Source organism: Pseudomonas sp. FSL R10-2964 (assembly GCF_009600035.1).
GTDB classification, from domain to species: Bacteria; Pseudomonadota; Gammaproteobacteria; order Pseudomonadales; family Pseudomonadaceae; genus Aquipseudomonas; species Aquipseudomonas bubulae.
Window position 1 is genome coordinate 1 of record NZ_WIWH01000061.1, and the last position, 17,225, is coordinate 17,225.

At 57.2% G+C, this 17,225-nt stretch carries 14 protein-coding genes; 8 read left to right on the top strand and 6 right to left on the bottom strand.

Annotation, left to right across the window (positions count from 1 at the left end):
- Window positions 1–129: 129 nt before the first annotated feature.
- Entirely contained in the window at window positions 130–615 is a 486-nt protein-coding gene (locus GHN92_RS22730; RefSeq protein ID WP_095019294.1) for a GNAT family N-acetyltransferase, read from the top strand.
- A 52-nt stretch (window positions 616–667) separates the two neighbouring features.
- Here the strand turns inward: GHN92_RS22730 and GHN92_RS22735 are convergent, their stop codons facing one another.
- Both GHN92_RS22735 and GHN92_RS22740 read right to left on the bottom strand, forming a co-directional pair.
- On the bottom strand, window positions 668–2,881 hold the full coding sequence (locus GHN92_RS22735) for a TonB-dependent siderophore receptor (protein WP_095019293.1): 2,214 nt from the start codon (window positions 2,879–2,881) through the stop codon (window positions 668–670).
- Window positions 2,882–3,020: 139 nt separating this feature from the next.
- Window positions 3,021–4,763 (bottom strand): phosphoethanolamine transferase CptA, encoded by a 1,743-nt coding sequence (locus tag GHN92_RS22740; protein WP_095001648.1) that lies wholly within the window; start codon window positions 4,761–4,763, stop codon window positions 3,021–3,023.
- Window positions 4,764–5,125: 362 nt separating this feature from the next.
- Here GHN92_RS22740 and gnd point away from each other — a divergent pair, with 362 nt between their 5' ends.
- The 5 genes from gnd to nudC all read left to right on the top strand — a co-directional run bounded on the left by gnd (window position 5,126) and on the right by nudC (window position 10,239).
- Complete coding sequence (gnd, locus tag GHN92_RS22745) at window positions 5,126–6,106, top strand: phosphogluconate dehydrogenase (NAD(+)-dependent, decarboxylating) (protein ID WP_095001647.1); 981 nt, start codon at window positions 5,126–5,128, stop codon at window positions 6,104–6,106.
- Window positions 6,103–7,626, top strand: a complete 1,524-nt coding sequence (zwf, locus tag GHN92_RS22750) for a glucose-6-phosphate dehydrogenase (protein ID WP_133144175.1) — start codon at window positions 6,103–6,105, stop codon at window positions 7,624–7,626. The genes gnd and zwf overlap by 4 nt, the downstream gene beginning before the upstream one ends.
- Window positions 7,623–8,441, top strand: a complete 819-nt coding sequence (locus GHN92_RS22755; RefSeq protein WP_153381242.1) for an HAD family hydrolase — start codon at window positions 7,623–7,625, stop codon at window positions 8,439–8,441. The genes zwf and GHN92_RS22755 overlap by 4 nt, the downstream gene beginning before the upstream one ends.
- Window positions 8,442–8,565: 124 nt before the next feature.
- The gene (locus tag GHN92_RS22760) at window positions 8,566–9,378 is read left to right on the top strand and encodes a crotonase/enoyl-CoA hydratase family protein (RefSeq protein WP_095001645.1); all 813 of its coding nucleotides are present in this window, start codon (window positions 8,566–8,568) and stop codon (window positions 9,376–9,378) included.
- Between the two features lie 30 nt (window positions 9,379–9,408).
- Window positions 9,409–10,239, top strand: coding sequence for an NAD(+) diphosphatase (gene nudC, locus GHN92_RS22765; RefSeq protein WP_095020880.1), 831 nt, complete (start codon window positions 9,409–9,411; stop codon window positions 10,237–10,239).
- Here the strand turns inward: nudC and GHN92_RS22770 are convergent.
- The gene (locus tag GHN92_RS22770) at window positions 10,207–10,986 is read right to left on the bottom strand and encodes a TSUP family transporter (RefSeq protein WP_095019292.1); all 780 of its coding nucleotides are present in this window, start codon (window positions 10,984–10,986) and stop codon (window positions 10,207–10,209) included. The two genes, nudC and GHN92_RS22770, sit on opposite strands and share 33 nt — an antisense overlap.
- 172 nt (window positions 10,987–11,158) lie before the next feature.
- Entirely contained in the window at window positions 11,159–12,244 is a 1,086-nt protein-coding gene (locus GHN92_RS22775) for a sigma-54-dependent Fis family transcriptional regulator (RefSeq protein WP_095019291.1), read from the bottom strand.
- Between the two features lie 331 nt (window positions 12,245–12,575).
- Between GHN92_RS22775 and GHN92_RS22780 the strand changes: the two genes are divergently transcribed.
- Complete coding sequence (locus tag GHN92_RS22780) at window positions 12,576–13,745, top strand: cysteine desulfurase family protein (protein ID WP_133144173.1); 1,170 nt, start codon at window positions 12,576–12,578, stop codon at window positions 13,743–13,745.
- A 56-nt stretch (window positions 13,746–13,801) separates the two neighbouring features.
- The gene (locus GHN92_RS22785) at window positions 13,802–15,622 is read left to right on the top strand and encodes an aminopeptidase P family protein (protein ID WP_133144172.1); all 1,821 of its coding nucleotides are present in this window, start codon (window positions 13,802–13,804) and stop codon (window positions 15,620–15,622) included.
- 49 nt (window positions 15,623–15,671) lie between these two features.
- Here GHN92_RS22785 and GHN92_RS22790 read toward each other — a convergent pair whose 3' ends face one another.
- A complete protein-coding gene (locus tag GHN92_RS22790) occupies window positions 15,672–15,953 on the bottom strand; it encodes a hypothetical protein (protein WP_095001639.1) in 282 nt (93 codons plus the stop codon).
- Between the two features lie 151 nt (window positions 15,954–16,104).
- Window positions 16,105–17,004 carry a threonine/homoserine exporter RhtA gene (gene rhtA, locus GHN92_RS22795; protein WP_095001638.1) on the bottom strand — a complete coding sequence of 300 codons (900 nt, stop codon included), beginning with the start codon at window positions 17,002–17,004 and terminating at the stop codon, window positions 16,105–16,107.
- Between the last annotated feature and the right edge of the window lie 221 nt (window positions 17,005–17,225).

The window sequence follows — 17,225 nt, forward strand, 5'->3', positions numbered from 1 at the left end:
TCAGCTGTCACCGGTAGAGTTTGAAAAGCGTTACGCAGCGAGCCTGGAGAGTGTCTAGGAAACCTGGGGCGATTCAGTCTGGCGTTGTTCCAACAAACCAATGCCCGGACTCGTCAAGGAAAACCCGTAATGTCGGATGTCGTCGTAGTGCAAGCAGACTATACCAACCCGGTTCATGCCCAGGCGTTAAGGGACGTGTTGAATCACTACGCCCGGGACCCGATGGGCGGAGGTGAAGCGTTGTCGCAAACGGTATTGGCGCACTTGCCGGCAGAGCTTGCCAGGCGCCCTCATGCCTTCAGCGTACTGGCGTTCGTCAACGGTGAGGCGGCGGGTCTGGTTAACTGCTTTGAAGGCTTTTCCACCTTTGCCGGCAAACCCCTGGTCAATGTGCATGATGTGTCAGTGGTCGATACGTTTCGCGGTCTGGGCCTGAGCCAGAAGATGTTGCTCAAGGTGGAAGACATCGCCCGCGAACGCGGCTGCTGCAAGATCACCCTCGAAGTACTCGAGGGCAACCCGGTGGCACAAGGCTCCTATCGCAAGTTCGGCTTCAGCGATGGCCAGCTCGACCCGGCGCACGGGCGCATGCTGTTCTGGAACAAATATTTGTAACTGTAGAAAAACCTTGTAGCAGTTGACGAGCTACAAGGTTTGCCTCCTCTGCCTACAGTGTCCACTCCAGGCCAACACTCACCGTCCGCGGATCACCCCAGAACACGCCGTTATAGAAACCTACGTTTTCGTAGTACTTTTCATCGAACAGGTTTTTGACGTTCAGGGATGCCGAGACATGTTCGTCAAACTTGTAACGGGCCATCAGGTCGACCAGGGTGTAGGACTTCTGAGTGATGTCTTCCTTGAAGGTAATCGGGTTGCCTTTGTCATTTTTCTCGCCGGTCGGGCGATTGGCGGCACGATAGATATCGCTTTGCCAGTTGACGGCCGCCCCCACGGTCATTGCATTCCAGTCCCCAGGCAGGCGGTAGGTGCTCGAAATCTTCAGCATGTTCAAGGGCGCTGCAGTATTCATGCGCTGGCCTGCGGCGTTGCGCGAATGGGTGTAGGTGTAGCCTGCAAGCATATTCCAGTCGCGCATCACTTCACCGGCCAGCTCGACTTCGAAACCGTTGATCTTGTTGCCCTTGCCGCCGGATTTGTAATATTCCTCGCCCTTGGGGCCGCGTGGTACTGAGTCATCGATTTCCGGCACATTGTCCTGCTTGCTCCAGAACACCGCCGTCGACAGGTTGAGGCGCTCCTGCAAGAAGCTACCCTTCAGCCCCAGCTCATAGTTGCTGCCCACCACCGGCTCAAGGTAGGAGTTGCTGGCGTCCTTGCTGGTGGTTGGCTTGAAGATGTCGGTATAACTCGCGTAGGCCGTCAACTCGTCGGTGAAGTCATACAGCACGCCGGCGTAAGGCGTAATCACATCGTTTTGGGTCTGGCTGACTTTCGGGGCAGGGAAGTTGGTGCTGGAGCTTTGCCAGCTGCCATACCGGGTGCCCAGTACGGCATGCCATTGATCGGTCAGGTTAAAACGCGTGGCCAGGTAGCCGGATTTCTGCTTGATGACGTCGTGAGTCCCTTCAATACCGGTATTGAAATCCTGATATTTGGGAATCGCGCTCATGTCTTGCCAATTGGGGATGTTGTAGTAGTCGTCCGGGTTGAGGTCAACCATCAGGGGCGAGGTGTTGTCGTTCTTGGCCTGGCCATAACCCACCATCAACTCGTGATCACGCCCGAACAAGGGGTAGGTGCCCGAGATATTGACGTCAACGGCGCTCATCTTCTCTTCGCCGATAAAGTGGCTGGCATAGGCCGACATGCCCGTACCATCGGGGTTAGGGAAGCCGCCGCCGGCGTAATAAACCTTACCTTCGGCGTCGCTGGTGCGATGGGTGTAGGCTGCTTTGAGGCGCCAGTCATTGACCAATTGCTGGTCGAGGGTGGCGAAGGCGGTTTTGTCCTTCATCGGCCATGAACTCCAGGAAGTCGCCAGGTTGGTCGAGCGCCCGAAATTGGCTTTGTCGCCCGAGCCGGTCCAGTAAGGTGTGGTGCCCCAGGAAGAACCCTTTACCTGCTTGTCCTGGTAGTCGTAACCCACGGCCAGAACGGTGCTGTCGCTCAGGTCGGCTTCCAGAATGCCGTAAGCCACTTCGCGCTTGAGGGCGTAGATATCGCGAAACGATTTGCTATCGCGATAGGCCAGCACCGTGCGCCCGCGCAGGCGGCCGTCGAAGGCCAGCGGGCCGCCCACATCGACATAGCTGTAATAGTTGTCGTAGCTGCCGCCCGAAGCACCGGCCTTGGCCTGCAACTGGTGGGTGGGGCGTTTGCGGATCATGTTGATGGTGCCCGACGGGTCGCCCGCGCCGGTGGTCAGGCCGGTGGCGCCGCGCACTACTTCAATACGGTCGTAGATAATGGTGTCGGCATCGGTCTTCATAAAACTGAAGGTGTTGAGCATGCCGTCAATCTGGAAGTTATTGATGGTGTAGCCGCGGGACGAGTAGCTGACCCGGTCCGAGTCGTTGTGCTGTACCACAATGCCTGTGGTATGGCGCATGGCTTCGGTCAGGGTGTTGAGGTCGAAGTCGTCCATTTCCTGACGGGTGACGACCGAGATCGACTGCGGAGTTTCGCGAATGCTCAAGTTGAGTTTGGTCGCGGTACTGGTCGAGCCCGTGGTGTAGGAACCGGTATTTTCTGTGGTGGCACCCAGGCCCTGGGCTGTGACGCTGGTGGTGCCCAGCTCCAGTGAGCGGGTCGTTTTCTTGACCTCTTCCTGCTCGGTATCCGCCAGTAATTGCGGGCATGCGGCGCTGCTGATGAGGCCGAGGGTGAGGGTCATGGAACGGGTGATTGGCGCGAACATCGCTGCCGACTCCTTGTCGTTGTTATGAAGTTGTTCAGTGCTTCAAACGAATGACAAGGCGCGGAGTTAGGCGAAAAGAGAATTATTTGTAAAGAAGTGTCGGAAACCTGCGGGGCGCGCCGTGCGCCCCGCACGTTGATTATTGCTGGACCACGTTGGCAGGGGCGGGCTGTTTGGGCTTGATCAGGCTGAAGTCGATCAAGGCCTTTTGTGGGCGCGAGTAGGGGTCGCCAATCAGCTGCGGGCGGGCGACAAACGTGTCGCTGACCAGGCTTTTCTTGTCGTCCAGTTCGTCGGCACTGAGGCCCGCCAGGTCTGCCCAGGTGTGGATAAACTGCGAGCTGCTGTAAGGTCGCCCGAGGTCGGCAGCGAAATTCCAGGCATGGTTTTCACGCCACTTGGGCGAGGCCCAGGCCATAAACGGAATGGTGTACATCGGGGCTGTCGGCTTGGCCTCGTTGCGGCCCAGCGTCGCGTGGCCGACCGAGTCGAACACGTCTTCACCGTGGTCCGACAGGTACAGCAGGAAACCATTGGGGTCGGTCTTGGCAAAGTCCTTGATCAGGCTCGATACAACAAAATCGTTGTACAGAACGGCATTGTCGTAGCTGTTGTAGGTGGGTACTTGTGCATCGCTCAAACCGGCGGGTACGCCACTACGGTCGACAAATTTGTCGAAGGTCGGTGGATAACGGTACTGGTAGCTCATATGCGTACCGAGCAGGTGAATCACGATCAGCTTGCGCGGGGCGCTGTCGGCCAGGATCTTGTTGAAGGGCTCAATCACGTCGCCATCATACTGGCGGGCGTTCTGGTTGCGGTTGTTGTTGAGGTAAACCTGCTGGTCAGCCTGCTCGGAGAAGGTCGTGAGCATGGTGTTGCGCTTGGTCATGGTTTGCTGGTTGGTGACCCAGAAGGTTTTGTAACCGGCTTGCTTCATCACGCTGACCAGTGACGGGGTGCTCAGGTACAGGTCGGGGTTTTCTTCGTCGGCAAAGGTCAGCACTTGTTGCAGCGCTTCAATGGTGTAGGGCCGCGGTGTCACCACGTTGTCGAAAATGGCCAGTTGATCGCGCAACTTGTCGAGGTTTGGCGTGGTTTCGCGCTGATAACCATACAGGCTCATGCGCTGGCGGTTGGTGGACTCGCCAATGACCAGTACCAGGGTAGTCGGCTTGCCGGCCTCGTTGTCCTTGAGGTTGGTCAGTGGCGGGATCTTGCTGACGCTGGCGAGCATGCCCTGCATGTTGTCCAGTTGCTCCAGGTAGCGGCGATAAGCTACTAACATCTGCCACGGTACTGCAGGTTCAACACGGCTTTCGAAGCTTTCCATGGCCGTGGCCAGGTTGTCGTGCTTGATCGTCTGTTTGACCAGCGGGTAGCCGATAACCGCCACCAATATGGCCACCGCTGCGGCCCAGGCCTGCATGCGCGGCAAATACACCGGGCGCAGGCGGGTCCACAGAAACACCGCAAAGGCGGTATGTGCCAGGAATGCCAGCACCATCCACCAGGCAAAGTACTGGGTCATGTATTCGCCAGCTTCAGAGATGTTCGACTCGAACATGATGAAGATGACGCTTTGCGAGAATTCCTGTTGATAGATAAAGAAGTAGCCCAGGCTGGCCATCGAACAGGCCCACAGCACGACACCAATGACCGCCGCCATTGCCCGGGTGTGCCTGGGAAACATCAGCATCGGGGCCAGCCAGATGGCACTCATCACAAAGGCTTGGCGAAAGCCTGAGAACCCGGAAGTGCCAGTCAGCTGGATAAGCAGTTGGGTAATGCCGGAAAAATACCAAAAGAACAGGAACAGCCAGCCAAGGCCTGCCCAATCGAATCCCTTCGCAGATGTATTACTGCGTTTAAACATCCCCATACAGCGCTCCAGCTGATAACTACTTGAATGGTCAGTGCCATGTAGCCAGGCACAGCACATGAGTACTGCCTCAAGAGTGGGCAGTCACAAAGTGTTTAAGTATCGCCAAGGGGATGTGAAAACTTTGTCACCCATGATCGGGCTGGTAGACATGGATCGGTCTTGTCGCACCTTGAAAATTTTACGTTTTTTGCAGTCTTTACTGCTTCGTCCGTCTGTTGAGTGTATTGAATCGGGAATCTGCCCTCCAGCTTGTGCGAAACTATGCAGCATGTGTCAGGGCTGATCCTGATCGGGCACCTTGGGCAATGCTGCACCGAGGTGCTGTACACCTATTTATTTGTCGTTGGGAGCAACAGTACATGCAGTTGGGAATTATTGGATTGGGCCGTATGGGCGGGAATATCGCGCGGCGTCTGATGCTCAATGGGCATACAACCGTGGTTTTTGACCGCAATACCGACTTTGTCAGCGCTCTGGAACAGGAAGGCGCCACCGCCGTTGCCGATTTGCCAGCGCTGGTCGCAGGCCTGGCCAAACCCCGTGCTGTCTGGGTCATGCTGCCTTCCGGTGCGCCGACCGAAGACACCATCGAGACTTTGAGCGAGTTGCTGGACGCCGATGACATCATCATTGATGGCGGCAACACCTTCTACAAGGATGACATTCGTCGTTCGCAGTCGCTGGCCGAGAAAGGCATCCAGTACGTTGACGTGGGTACATCGGGCGGCGTGTGGGGCCTGGAGCGCGGTTATTGCATGATGATCGGCGGAGACAGCGCTGTCGTGAAACATCTGGACCCGCTGTTTGCAGCGCTGGCGCCAGGCATGGGCGATATTGCGCGGACCAAGGATCGCACCTCTGACGATGACCGTGCCGAGCGTGGTTACATCCATGCTGGCCCGGCTGGCGCTGGCCATTTCGTCAAAATGGTGCATAACGGTATCGAGTACGGCTTGATGCAGGCGTACGCCGAAGGTTTCAACCTGATGAAGATGAAAGGCGGTGAAAACCTGCCTGAAGAGCAGCGTTTTGACCTGAACCTGGGTGATATCGCTGAAGTCTGGCGTCGTGGCAGCGTGGTGTCTTCCTGGTTGCTGGATTTGACCGCCGATGCTCTGGCCACTGATGAGCCGCTGGATGGCTACTCGGGCGCCGTCGCAGACAGTGGCGAAGGCCGCTGGACCATCGAGGCCGCAATGGAGCAGTCGACCCCGGTGCCAGTGTTGTCGCAAGCCCTGTTTGCCCGCTACAGTTCACGCCAGCAAAGCCTCTATGGCGACAAATTGTTGTCAGCCATGCGCTTTGGTTTCGGCGGCCACGTGGAGACGCCTAAAAAATGACCGATCTGTCCAGTAAACCTGATGCCAAGCCTGCGCCGCCCACCACTCTGTTTTTGTTTGGTGCCCACGGTGATCTGGTCAAGCGCTTGCTGATGCCGGCGCTGTACAACTTGAGTCGTGATGGTTTACTGGACGGTGGCCTGCGCATTGTGGGCGTCGACCACAATGCGATCAGTGATGAGGGATTTGCCAAAAAGCTGGAAGACTTCATTCGCAATGAAGCGTCCAGCAAAGTGGATCATCCTGACGGCGAGGGCTTGAATGCCGCTCTATGGGCCTCGTTGGCGAAGAACATCAGCTATGTGCAGGGCGATTTTCTCGATGACAGTACCTACGCGGCGCTGGAACAGAAGATTTTCGCCAGTGGCACCGCCAATGCGGTGTTCTATCTGGCCACTGCACCGCGCTTTTTCAGCGAAGTCGTGCAGCGGCTGGGCGCCAGCGGGTTGCTCAAGGAAACCCCGGAGGCTTTTCGCCGGGTAGTCATTGAAAAACCTTTTGGCTCTGACGTGCAAACAGCCCAGGCATTGAACGAATGCCTGCTGAGCGTCATGAGCGAGAAGCAGATCTACCGGATTGACCATTACCTGGGCAAGGAAACCGTCCAGAACATTTTGGTCAGCCGTTTCTCCAACGGGCTTTTCGAAGCTTTCTGGAACAATCATTACATTGACCATGTGCAGATCACGGCGGCAGAAACCGTCGGGGTTGAGACACGTGGCAGTTTTTACGAACACACCGGCGCCTTGCGCGACATGTTGCCCAACCATCTGTTTCAACTGCTGGCGATGGTCGCGATGGAGCCCCCTGCGGCCTTTGGTGCCGATGCGGTGCGCGGTGAAAAGGCCAAGGTGATTGGCGCAATCCGCCCCTGGTCCAAAGAGGATGCGCTGAAGAACTCGGTACGCGGGCAATACACCCAGGGTGAGTCCTGCGGCAAGCCGGTCGTGGGTTATCGCGAAGAGAACAATGTGGCGCCAGACAGCACTACCGAAACCTTTGTCGCGCTCAAGGTGATGATCGACAACTGGCGCTGGGTGGGCGTGCCGTTTTATCTGCGCACCGGCAAGCGCATGAGTGCGCGGGACACTGAAATCGCCATCTGCTTCAAGCCTGCGCCTTATGCGCAATTCCGTGACACCGACGTTGAACGGTTGCAGCCCAACTATTTGCGGATCCAGATTCAGCCCAATGAAGGCATGTGGTTTGACCTGCAGGCCAAGCAACCCGGACCGGGGCTGAAAATGGCCAATATCGAGTTGGGTTTTGCGTACAAGGACTTTTTCCAAATGCAGCCTTCAACAGGCTACGAGACCTTGATCTACGACTGCCTTACTGGCGACCAGACCTTGTTTCAACGTGCGGACAACATTGAAAACGGCTGGCGGGGTGTGCAACCTTTTCTGGACGCGTGGCAGGAACAAACGGACGTGCAACCGTACAAGGCCGGTGAAGACGGTCCTGAGGCCGCTAAAGAATTGCTGGGTCGCGATGGGCGTGTCTGGCTCAACATAGGATGAGAGACGTGAAGCAAAACCCGATTGAGCTGGTGTTGTGTGACATGGATGGCACCCTGCTTTTACCTGATCACAGCATCAGCCCGCGCAACCTGGCGGCAGTCAAGGCGCTGCAGGCCGCCGGCATTCATTTCACCCTGGCTACCGGCCGCCCGCCACGGGCCATGCGCGATTATATCCGGCAGTTGGGGGTTGAGCTGCCGACTGCCGGGTTCAATGGCGGGGTGCTGGTCAACGCCGATGGCAGCGTGCTGCAGTCCCACCATGTGCCGTACCAGGCCGTACTCAAGACACTCGAGTTTTTGGCCGGGCATGACGTTGAGGTCTGGGTGTTTGCCGACGATGAGTGGCTGTTGCGCGACCCGACGGGGCCGATGGTTGCCCACGAGCAGCAGGGCCTGGGTTATGCCCCGCTGGTAGTCGAGAGTTTTGAACCCTACCTGCACCGGGTGGACAAGATCGTGGCCACTACCGGCAATGCACCCTTGTTGGTCGAGCTGGAGCAGCGTTTGCAGCAGTTACTGCATGGGGAGGCATCTGCCAGCCGCTCCCAGGCCCGTTATCTGGATATCACCGCGCTCAGGGCCAATAAAGGCGATGCCCTTGCCACGCTGGCCGAACACCTGGGTGTGCCTCTTGAGCGCACGGTGGCGATAGGAGATGGCGGCAATGATCCGGCCATGTTCCAGCGTGCCGGGCTGTCGATTGCCATGGGCCAGGCCGATGCGCCTATTCGCGAGCAGGCGATGCATGTCACCGGCAGCAATACTGAAGATGGCGTTGCCCAGGCGATCGAGCGGTTTATCCTGACGCGCTGAAGGGGGCTGTGACAGGTCGTTTTGTCCGTATTTTGGCGTGATCGCGGCCTGCCTGCAGCCTGCAAGCCTTGTTATAGTCCGCCGCTTATCGGCCGGCGACGGCGCCCCGCAAAGGATTCAGGTTATGTCCGATTACCAGGCTTTTCAGGTTGAGTTGAACGGCAATATCGCCCATGTACAGATCAATCGACCTGAAAAGGTCAATGCGATGAATGCTGCGTTCTGGTCCGAAATCATCGATATCTTCCAGTGGATTGATGAAACTGACGCGGTGCGTGTGGTGGTGCTCAGTGGGGCGGGCAAGCATTTCTCGGCCGGCATCGACCTGATGCTGCTGGCGTCGGTGGCCAATGAAATGGGCAAGGATGTGGGGCGCAACGCCCGCATGCTGCGACGAAAAATCCTGCAAATGCAGGCCTCGTTCACTGCCGTCGACCAGTGCCGCAAGCCAGTTCTGGCAGCGGTTCAGGGTTATTGTATTGGCGGGGCGATAGACCTGATTGCCGCCTGCGACATGCGCTACGCCGCTGAAGATGCACAGTTCTCGATCAAGGAAATCGATATGGGCATGGCCGCCGATGTCGGGACACTGCAACGCCTGCCGCGTATCATCGGTGATGGCATGCTCCGCGAGCTGGCCTACACCGGGCGTATGGTCGCGGCAGATGAAGCTCGCGCCATCGGCCTGGTAAACCGGGTCTACAGTGATCAACAGGCGTTGCTTGAGGGCGTTATGGCGATTGCCCAGGAAATCGCCAGTAAATCGCCGATTGCCATTGCTGGCACCAAGCAGATGATCGGCTATATGCGCGATCACCGAGTGGAGGATGGCCTGGAATATGTTGCGACGTGGAATGCTGCGATGCTGCAATCCAGCGATCTGCGCCTGGCAATGACGGCGCATATGACCAAGCAGAAACCCGAATTTCTCGATTGAAGGCTTTGTAACCTGAACAAGGATCACTTGATGACACCGCGTTGGATCACGGCAGTACTGGATACAGACCTGACTGGCGGCTGGGCCGTGGCGCGCGGCCCCGACGGTTTTCTGAATGATGACAATGGCCCGCTGTTCCCTCGCGAATGGCTCAAACGCCAGAACTTGCCGGTACTGGCCGAGCATGGCATCGGCCACCTCGACGGCGAGCCGGTATATTTGCTGGAGCTCAAGGGCGCCGCTCAGGTAGAGGGCTGCCATTGGCAGGGCTTGCGCGCCTTTATGCTGGGCGACGACCACACGCTTTATAAAGTGCTGGGTTATGCCGCGCAAATCGGCACCTGGGCTCGTGAACATCGTTTTTGCGGCAGTTGCGGGCAGGCCATGACGCAGGTGTCAAGGGAGCGGGCGATGTACTGCGCTACCTGTGACTTGCGCAGTTACCCGCGCATATCGCCGAGCATGATCGTGTTGATTACCCGTGGTGATGAAGTGCTGCTGGCCCGTTCGCCGCGCTTTGTGCCGGGGGTTTACAGCACCCTGGCGGGCTTCGCCGAGCCAGGCGAGTCGGCCGAGGATTGCCTGATTCGTGAAGTGCGCGAAGAAGTGCAGCTGGAGGTCAGGAACATCCAGTATGTGGGCAGCCAGTGCTGGCCGTTCCCGCACTCGATGATGCTGGGGTTTCACGCGGAATATGCCGGGGGCGAGATTGTGCCCCAGGCCGATGAGATAGAAGATGCGCAGTGGTTCAATGTGCATCAATTACCGCCGTTGCCGGCGTCGCGCTCGATTGCGCGCTATCTTATCGACCTGTATGTGGCGCGTCGCTTAGGCCATGCCGAACCAGTGCTGCCAGGCTAGGCGCACGGTCAGGCCCAGGACCACGGTAATAAATACCGGACGAATAAACTTGGCGCCGCCGCTGATCGCGCTGCGGGCGCCAAAGTAAGCGCCGATCATCACTGCAAAGCCCATGGTCAGGCCGATTATCCAGTCCACATGCCCGGAAAAGATAAACACCGACAGCGCTGCAATGTTGCTGACGAAGTTCATGCTGCGGGCCACACCGCTGGCCTTCACCAGATCGATGGGGTACATCAGCATGCTGCTGACAGTCCAGAACGCACCGGTGCCCGGGCCGGCCACGCCATCATAGAACCCCAGGCCCAGACCCTGCGGCAATTGCCATTTCTTTTTGATCGGCGCGTCGTTGTCGACAGGTGTTTTTGGGGTGCCGCCAAACAACAGGTAAATCCCGCAACCGAAGACAATCACCGGCAGCATCTTGTTGAGCCATTCTGCGGGCATGTAATGGGCGGCAGTTGCGCCAATCAGGCTGCCGACCAGGGTGCCGAAAATGGCCAGTTTCCACTCGCGGGGATGGAACAGTTTGCGACGGTAGAAGGTAAGGCTCGCCGTGGCTGCGCCGAAGGTCGAACTGAGTTTGTTGGTCCCCAGCACAAGATGTGGCGGCAAGCCTGCGGTGAGCAGGGCAGGGGTGGTGAGCAAGCCGCCACCACCTGCGATGGCATCGATAAAACCGGCAACAAAAGCAACGGCGGCCAGAATGGCGAGGGTGGTCAAATCTACGCTGAGTTCAAAAGGCATGGGATCGACTTAATTCGGCGGGACGTACAGCGCAGGCGCGCGGGAAGGACGTCATCTTACCGATAAGCGAGAACAGCGGCGATAGGGCTTTTGTGATTGCCCGACGGCGCCATGAACGATCATGGGGATCGTTTGGCGCTAAGGTCAGGCAATTGCGTCAGCGGGTGTTCTATTAATAGACGAGAGCGTCGGCATCCATCCGCCGGACGTTGACTGATAGTGCACCGAGCTTGATCAGCCGGGTGCGGGTGACGTTGCGACTCAAGCCCAGCAATTTGGCCGTGTGCACCTGGTTGTGATGGCAAAATTCATAAGCGCTGCGCAGCAGGGCGTCTTCGACGGTTTCATGCAGGGCTCCCGGTTCTTCTTCGAAAAGCTTGCGAAATGCGCGCTGCAACAGATCCCGGGTAGTGTGTTGAACCGGTTGTTGCGTCGGCAAGTCCTGGCGCCTGCTGCGTGACTGGGACAGGCGCAGGTCCTGCACCGTGATGGTCTGGTTGCGGCACAGCAGCAGGCTGTGGTGCACGACGTTTTCCAGCTCGCGAATATTGCCCTGCCAGGGGTGATGCACCAGGACTTGCTCGGCGCACTCGCTCAGGGCCGTTGGCCCGTGGGGCAGGCGTTGGCGATAGGTTTTCAGGAAGTGGCGGGCCAGCGGCAGAATATCTCCAGGTCGCTCGCGCAAGGGCAGCAACGCAAGACTGACTACATTCAGGCGGTAGTAGAGATCCTCGCGGAAATGTCCGGCATCGATGGCCTGCTCCAGGTTGACGTTGGTGGCAGCCAGCACCCGAACGTTGATCGGGGTGCTTTTGCGCGAACCCAGCCGCACAACCTCTTGTTCTTGCAGGACGCGCAACAGCTTGACCTGGATGGCCAGCGGCAAGTCGCCGATTTCATCCAGAAACAACGTGCCGCCATCGGCCTCTTCAAACCAGCCGGATTTTGCACTCAGGGCGCCCGTGAAAGCACCTTTTTCATGGCCGAACAACTCAGCCTCAACCAGTGACTCGGCAAACGCCCCGCAGTTGACCGCCACGAATGGCTGCTGGTGCCGGTGGCTGAGCTGATGGATATGGCGTGCAACGAGTTCCTTGCCGGTGCCGGTTTCTCCAATGATCAGCACACTGGCATCACTGGGGGCAATTTGTTGCAAGTGCGTCAACAGCGCTTTGGACGCTGGGTCTTCAAATACTTGGGCCGTGGCGCGTATGGACGTGGCCAGTGCCGGGGTGGCAGGTAATGTTAAAAGCTGCATTGACAGCTCCTTTTAACAGGGGCTCTGCCCACAAAAGGAAAGCCGGAGGCAGCTTTATAAAGTTATTTTGTTATTCCGTAAACCAACCTAATTCCATATTTATATATCGATATTGCATATCGGACTTGCATCGCGACCTGTTTTTAGCGCTTTATAAGACACTGCTTTCCAGGCCTCCTTAATTTAGGATTGAGCCTGGGAGGGTTTTCTCTTATTTACCTGTTTTCACCCGGCTCAATCAGTTATTTCTAACGGCCGCATTTTCAAGTGGTCTCATTAATCCTCAATCAGGGACGCCCTGATTCAGGAAAGCGCTCAGTGGATTTGAACAATGAACAAGCGACCTCTTTATTTCGATTACGCGGCCACCACTCCCGTGGACGCTCGTGTCATCCAGGTGATGGTCGAATGCCTGGGCTTTGAAGGCAACTTTGGCAATCCAGCTTCCGGCTCCCACGTCTTTGGTCAGCAAGCCCGGCATTCGGTAGAACTGGCCCGAGAGCAGGTCGCGCAACTGATCAATGCCAGGCCGGAGCAGATCATCTGGACCTCGGGCGCTACCGAGTCCAACAACCTGGCCCTGAAAGGTGTGGCACAGGCCGGTGGCCAGTTGCGCGGGCATATCATCACCAGCCAGATCGAGCACAAAGCGGTGCTGGATACCGCGCGTTTTTTACAGGATGCAGGCTTTGACGTGACCTACCTGGCACCTGATGCCAACGGGCTTGTCAGCGCCGATCAGGTCAGCGCCGCCCTGCGGGCAGATACGCTGCTGGTGTCGCTGATGCTGGTCAACAACGAACTGGGGACGGTGAATGACATCCCGGAGATTGGCCGTCGCGTGCGCGAGCATGGTGCGTTGTTTCACGTAGATGCTGCGCAAGGTGCAGGCAAAGTAGCCATCGACCTGAATGAGTGGGTCGTCGATCTGATGTCGTTTTCGGGGCACAAGATTTATGGCCCCAAAGGTATCGGCGCGTTGTATGTGGGCTCGCGGGCACAGGATCGCTTGCAGGCGCAGATTCACGGTGGTGGGCATGAGTCCGGTTTGCGCTCTGGAACGCTGGCGACGCATCAAGTTGCCGGTATGGGCGCAGCTTTTGCATTGGCCAACCAGTCGTTTGCCGAAGAGCTGGAGCATATTCGTGAATTGCGTCAGCGTTTGCTTGTACAACTGGCCGATGTGCCGGGCCTGCAATGCAATGGTTGTCCGACCCAACGTATTCCTCATACCTTGAGCCTGACCTTCAGCGAGGGACACTTTAACAGCGCTGCCTTGAGTAGCGAGTTGGCGTACTCGGCAACGTCGGCATGCAACTCGGCCAGCAATGCGCCTTCCCATGTGCTGCTGGCGCTGGGGCATGATGCACGCCAGGCCGGGCGTACCATCCGCCTGAGCCTTGGCCGCTTCACCCGCGAGCAGGACATCGATGTAGCTGCAAAGGCAATCAAGGCTTGCGTAGCAGCGCCCGCACCTTTTTGGGCGGTTGCCCAACCTTGATGGCTGATCCATCATCAGCGACGAATAATAATTACCAGTGACTGGCAGGAGAATAAATGAGTACTCAGGTGTTGAATTCGGGGTCTGTTGTGGAGCGTTTGAAACGCACCCGGGCAGTGATGAGCCAGAACGGGATCCATGCGCTTCTCGTGCCTTCGGCCGATCCCCATCTTTCGGAGTACTTGCCTGCCTACTGGCAGGGCCGTCAGTGGCTGTCAGGCTTTTACGGTTCAGTGGGCACATTGATTGTCACGCCGACCTTCGCCGGCGTGTGGGCTGACAGCCGTTACTGGGAGCAAGCGGGCAAAGAGCTCAGTGGCAGCACCATTGAACTGGTCAAACTGTTGCCCGGGCAGCCGGGTCCTCTGGAGTGGCTGGCTGAACAAACGCCAGAAGGTGCAACGGTTAGCGTTGATGGCGCCGTTCTTGCCCTGGCTTCAGCACGAACCCTTGAAAGCCGGCTCAAGGAGCGCGGTGCAACCTTGCGCACGGATATCGATTTGCTTGGCCTTGTCTGGCAGGATCGGCCAACACTGCCGGTGCAGCCGGTGTATGAGCACTTGCCACCACAAGCGACGGTCAGTCGGGTCGACAAGCTCCAGCAGTTGCGCGAAACACTCAAGCAGCGCAAAGCAGACGCGCATTTCATTGCAACCCTGGATGACATTGCCTGGTTGTTCAACTTGCGTGGCTCGGATGTCTCTTTCAACCCTGTATTCGTGTCGTTTGCATTAATCGAGGAGGCCCGGGCTACCTTGTTTGTCGATCTGCACAAGGTCAGTGCCGAACTGCGTGGCACCCTGGCCCGCGAAGGCATAGAGCTGTGCGACTACACCGGGATCAATGCGGCGCTGGCGTCCTTGCCGGCCACTACCCGGTTGCTGGTAGACCCTGTCCGCGTGACCTGTGGGCTGATCGGCCACCTGAAGCCTGAAGTGAAGCTGGTTGAGGGTTTGAACCCTACGACCCTGTCCAAGTCGCAAAAGAGTCTTGATGACGCCGTTCATATTCGCCAGGCCATGGAGCAGGATGGTGCTGCACTGTGTGAGTTTTTTGCCTGGCTGGAAACGGCTTTTGGGCGTGAGCGCATTACCGAACTGACGATTGATGAACAGCTGACCGCGGCCCGTGCCCGTCGTCCCGGGTTTGTATCACTGAGTTTCAACACCATTGCTGCGTTTAATGCCAATGGCGCAATGCCCCATTACCATGCCACCGAACAAGAACATGCAGTCATTGAAGGTGACGGCTTGCTGTTGATTGACTCGGGCGGGCAGTACCTGGGGGGCACGACCGATATCACGCGCATGGTTCCCGTCGGCACGCCGACCGATGAGCAAAAACGTGACTGCACCCGTGTACTAAAAGGCGTGATCGCTTTGTCTCGTGCTCGCTTTCCAAAGGGCATCCTCTCGCCTTTGCTGGACTCGATTGCCAGGGCCCCGATCTGGGCTGAAAACGTCGATTACGGGCACGGCACTGGGCATGGCGTCGGTTACTTCCTGAACGTGCACGAAGGGCCACAGGTTATCGCCTATCAGGCTGCACCGGCGCCGCACACGGCAATGCAGCCGGGGATGATTACCTCGATCGAGCCGGGGACATACCGTCCGGGTCGTTGGGGGGTGCGCATCGAAAACCTGGTGTTGAACCGGGAAGCGGGGGATTCCGAGTTTGGAGTGTTTCTGAAGTTTGAAACCCTGACGCTATGTCCGATTGACACTCGCTGTCTGGAACCATCATTGCTGACGCGTGAGGAGGTCGAGTGGCTTGATGGCTACCACGCCCAGGTTCTCGAGCGTTTGAGTCCGCTGCTTGCAGGCGCCGCTCTGGAATGGTTGCAGGTTCGTACGGCACCCGTCGCGATCAAGCGCTGATCTTGATGCCATGCTGCCGGTCGGGTCGACAGCATGGCAACAGGTGTTACTACCTGCAGATGACAATCATGCTGCGACTGGTATAACCCGCGGGGTTAAGGCCGAACGGGTAGTCCCCTGGCTCTTCGGCCGCATCACCCGATTTGGCAATCACCCGGTATCCCTTGGTTCCGCAAGACTTGTCGGCTTCGGCATAGCATTTGTTCCACGAGGAGGACAATCCCGAACAATTGATATGCAGGCCTCGCTTGCCATGCTTGACGGAGGTTTCGGAGGTTGCAGCGCAGCCGGTTAAAGCAAGTACGGCTAAAGCTACCAAAATACGTTTCATTCCTGTCCTTAAGCGTTTGCATCGGGTTTACGGGATACGCATGTGTGAGGCTGCCTGTCCGTGGCCCCTGTAGATGTCCGTATCCTGAATCGGCCTGATGAATCTGGAGTGACAAACATCCCTTAAATGAGAGTCAATTACAATAACTGTGTCAACTGGCGTCTTTTTTGTCAGTAGCAACAGGTGTGGAATGGTTGCGCATGGTTAAAGTCGCCCCGATCGAAGCCATGATGATGCAGGAAATGGCCATCCATTGCGTAAATGACAAGATCTCATTCAGAAACAACAGGCCCGACAGTGCTCCGAAGGCGGGTTCTATGCTCATCAGTGTGCCAAATGTTCGAGTTGGCATGCGTGTCAGGGCAATCATCTCAAGTGTGTAGGGCAGAGCTGTGGACATAAGGGCTACGCCAATGGCTATGGGAATCAGGCCTGGAGTCAATAATGCGGCGCCAGCGTGGTACACACCTATAGGTGCGAAAAAAAGTGCTGCAATAATTACGCCTAAAGCAGCGGTCTGCACGCCATTATCCGCTCCGGCCCGTTGCCCATAAAGAATGTACAGTGCCCAGCAGACCCCGGCGCTCAACGCGTAACCCGCGCCGACAGGGTCGATTCCTTGCGTGCTTTCACCAAAGGGTATGAGTAGCAGCAGTCCGGTGATTGCCAGACCTATCCATATGAAGTCGATCGGCCGGCGGGAGGTGTAAATAGCCACGGCCAAAGGTCCCGTGAACTCAAGGGCCACAGCAATACCCAGCGGAACGCTGCGCAATGACATATAGAAGAGGAAATTCATCCCCCCCAGCGCTATCCCGTAAACAATCACGGTTTTTAAGGATTTTGCGCTGAGCCTGGCTCTCCAGGGGCGCAGTATCAGAAACATGATAATGCTGGCGAATGCCAGGCGCAGACTGGTTGTTCCTTGGGCGCCAATGATGGGGAACATGCTTTTAGCCAGCGATGCACCCGATTGGATCGAAGCCATGGCAATAAGCAGCAAGCCAACAGGGAAAAGCGTCGCCATCAGGTTGCGGGGGAGCTTTGTCATTACGGAGTGTGCCTGGGTTTGAGGGGCTTTAAGGCAGGCATGATGCTTAACTGATTGAGAATGTGCAATATAGTGCGCAACTTCGGGCGTTTTTCACGCTATAGGTGCTTACAGATCAATAGTTTCGATTAATGCTTGACTCGAAATTGTAACTGTCTATAATTCGCCCCACTTCCGGCGCAGTCGAAACGGAAAACTCCTTGAGTTTCAATGAGTTGGAT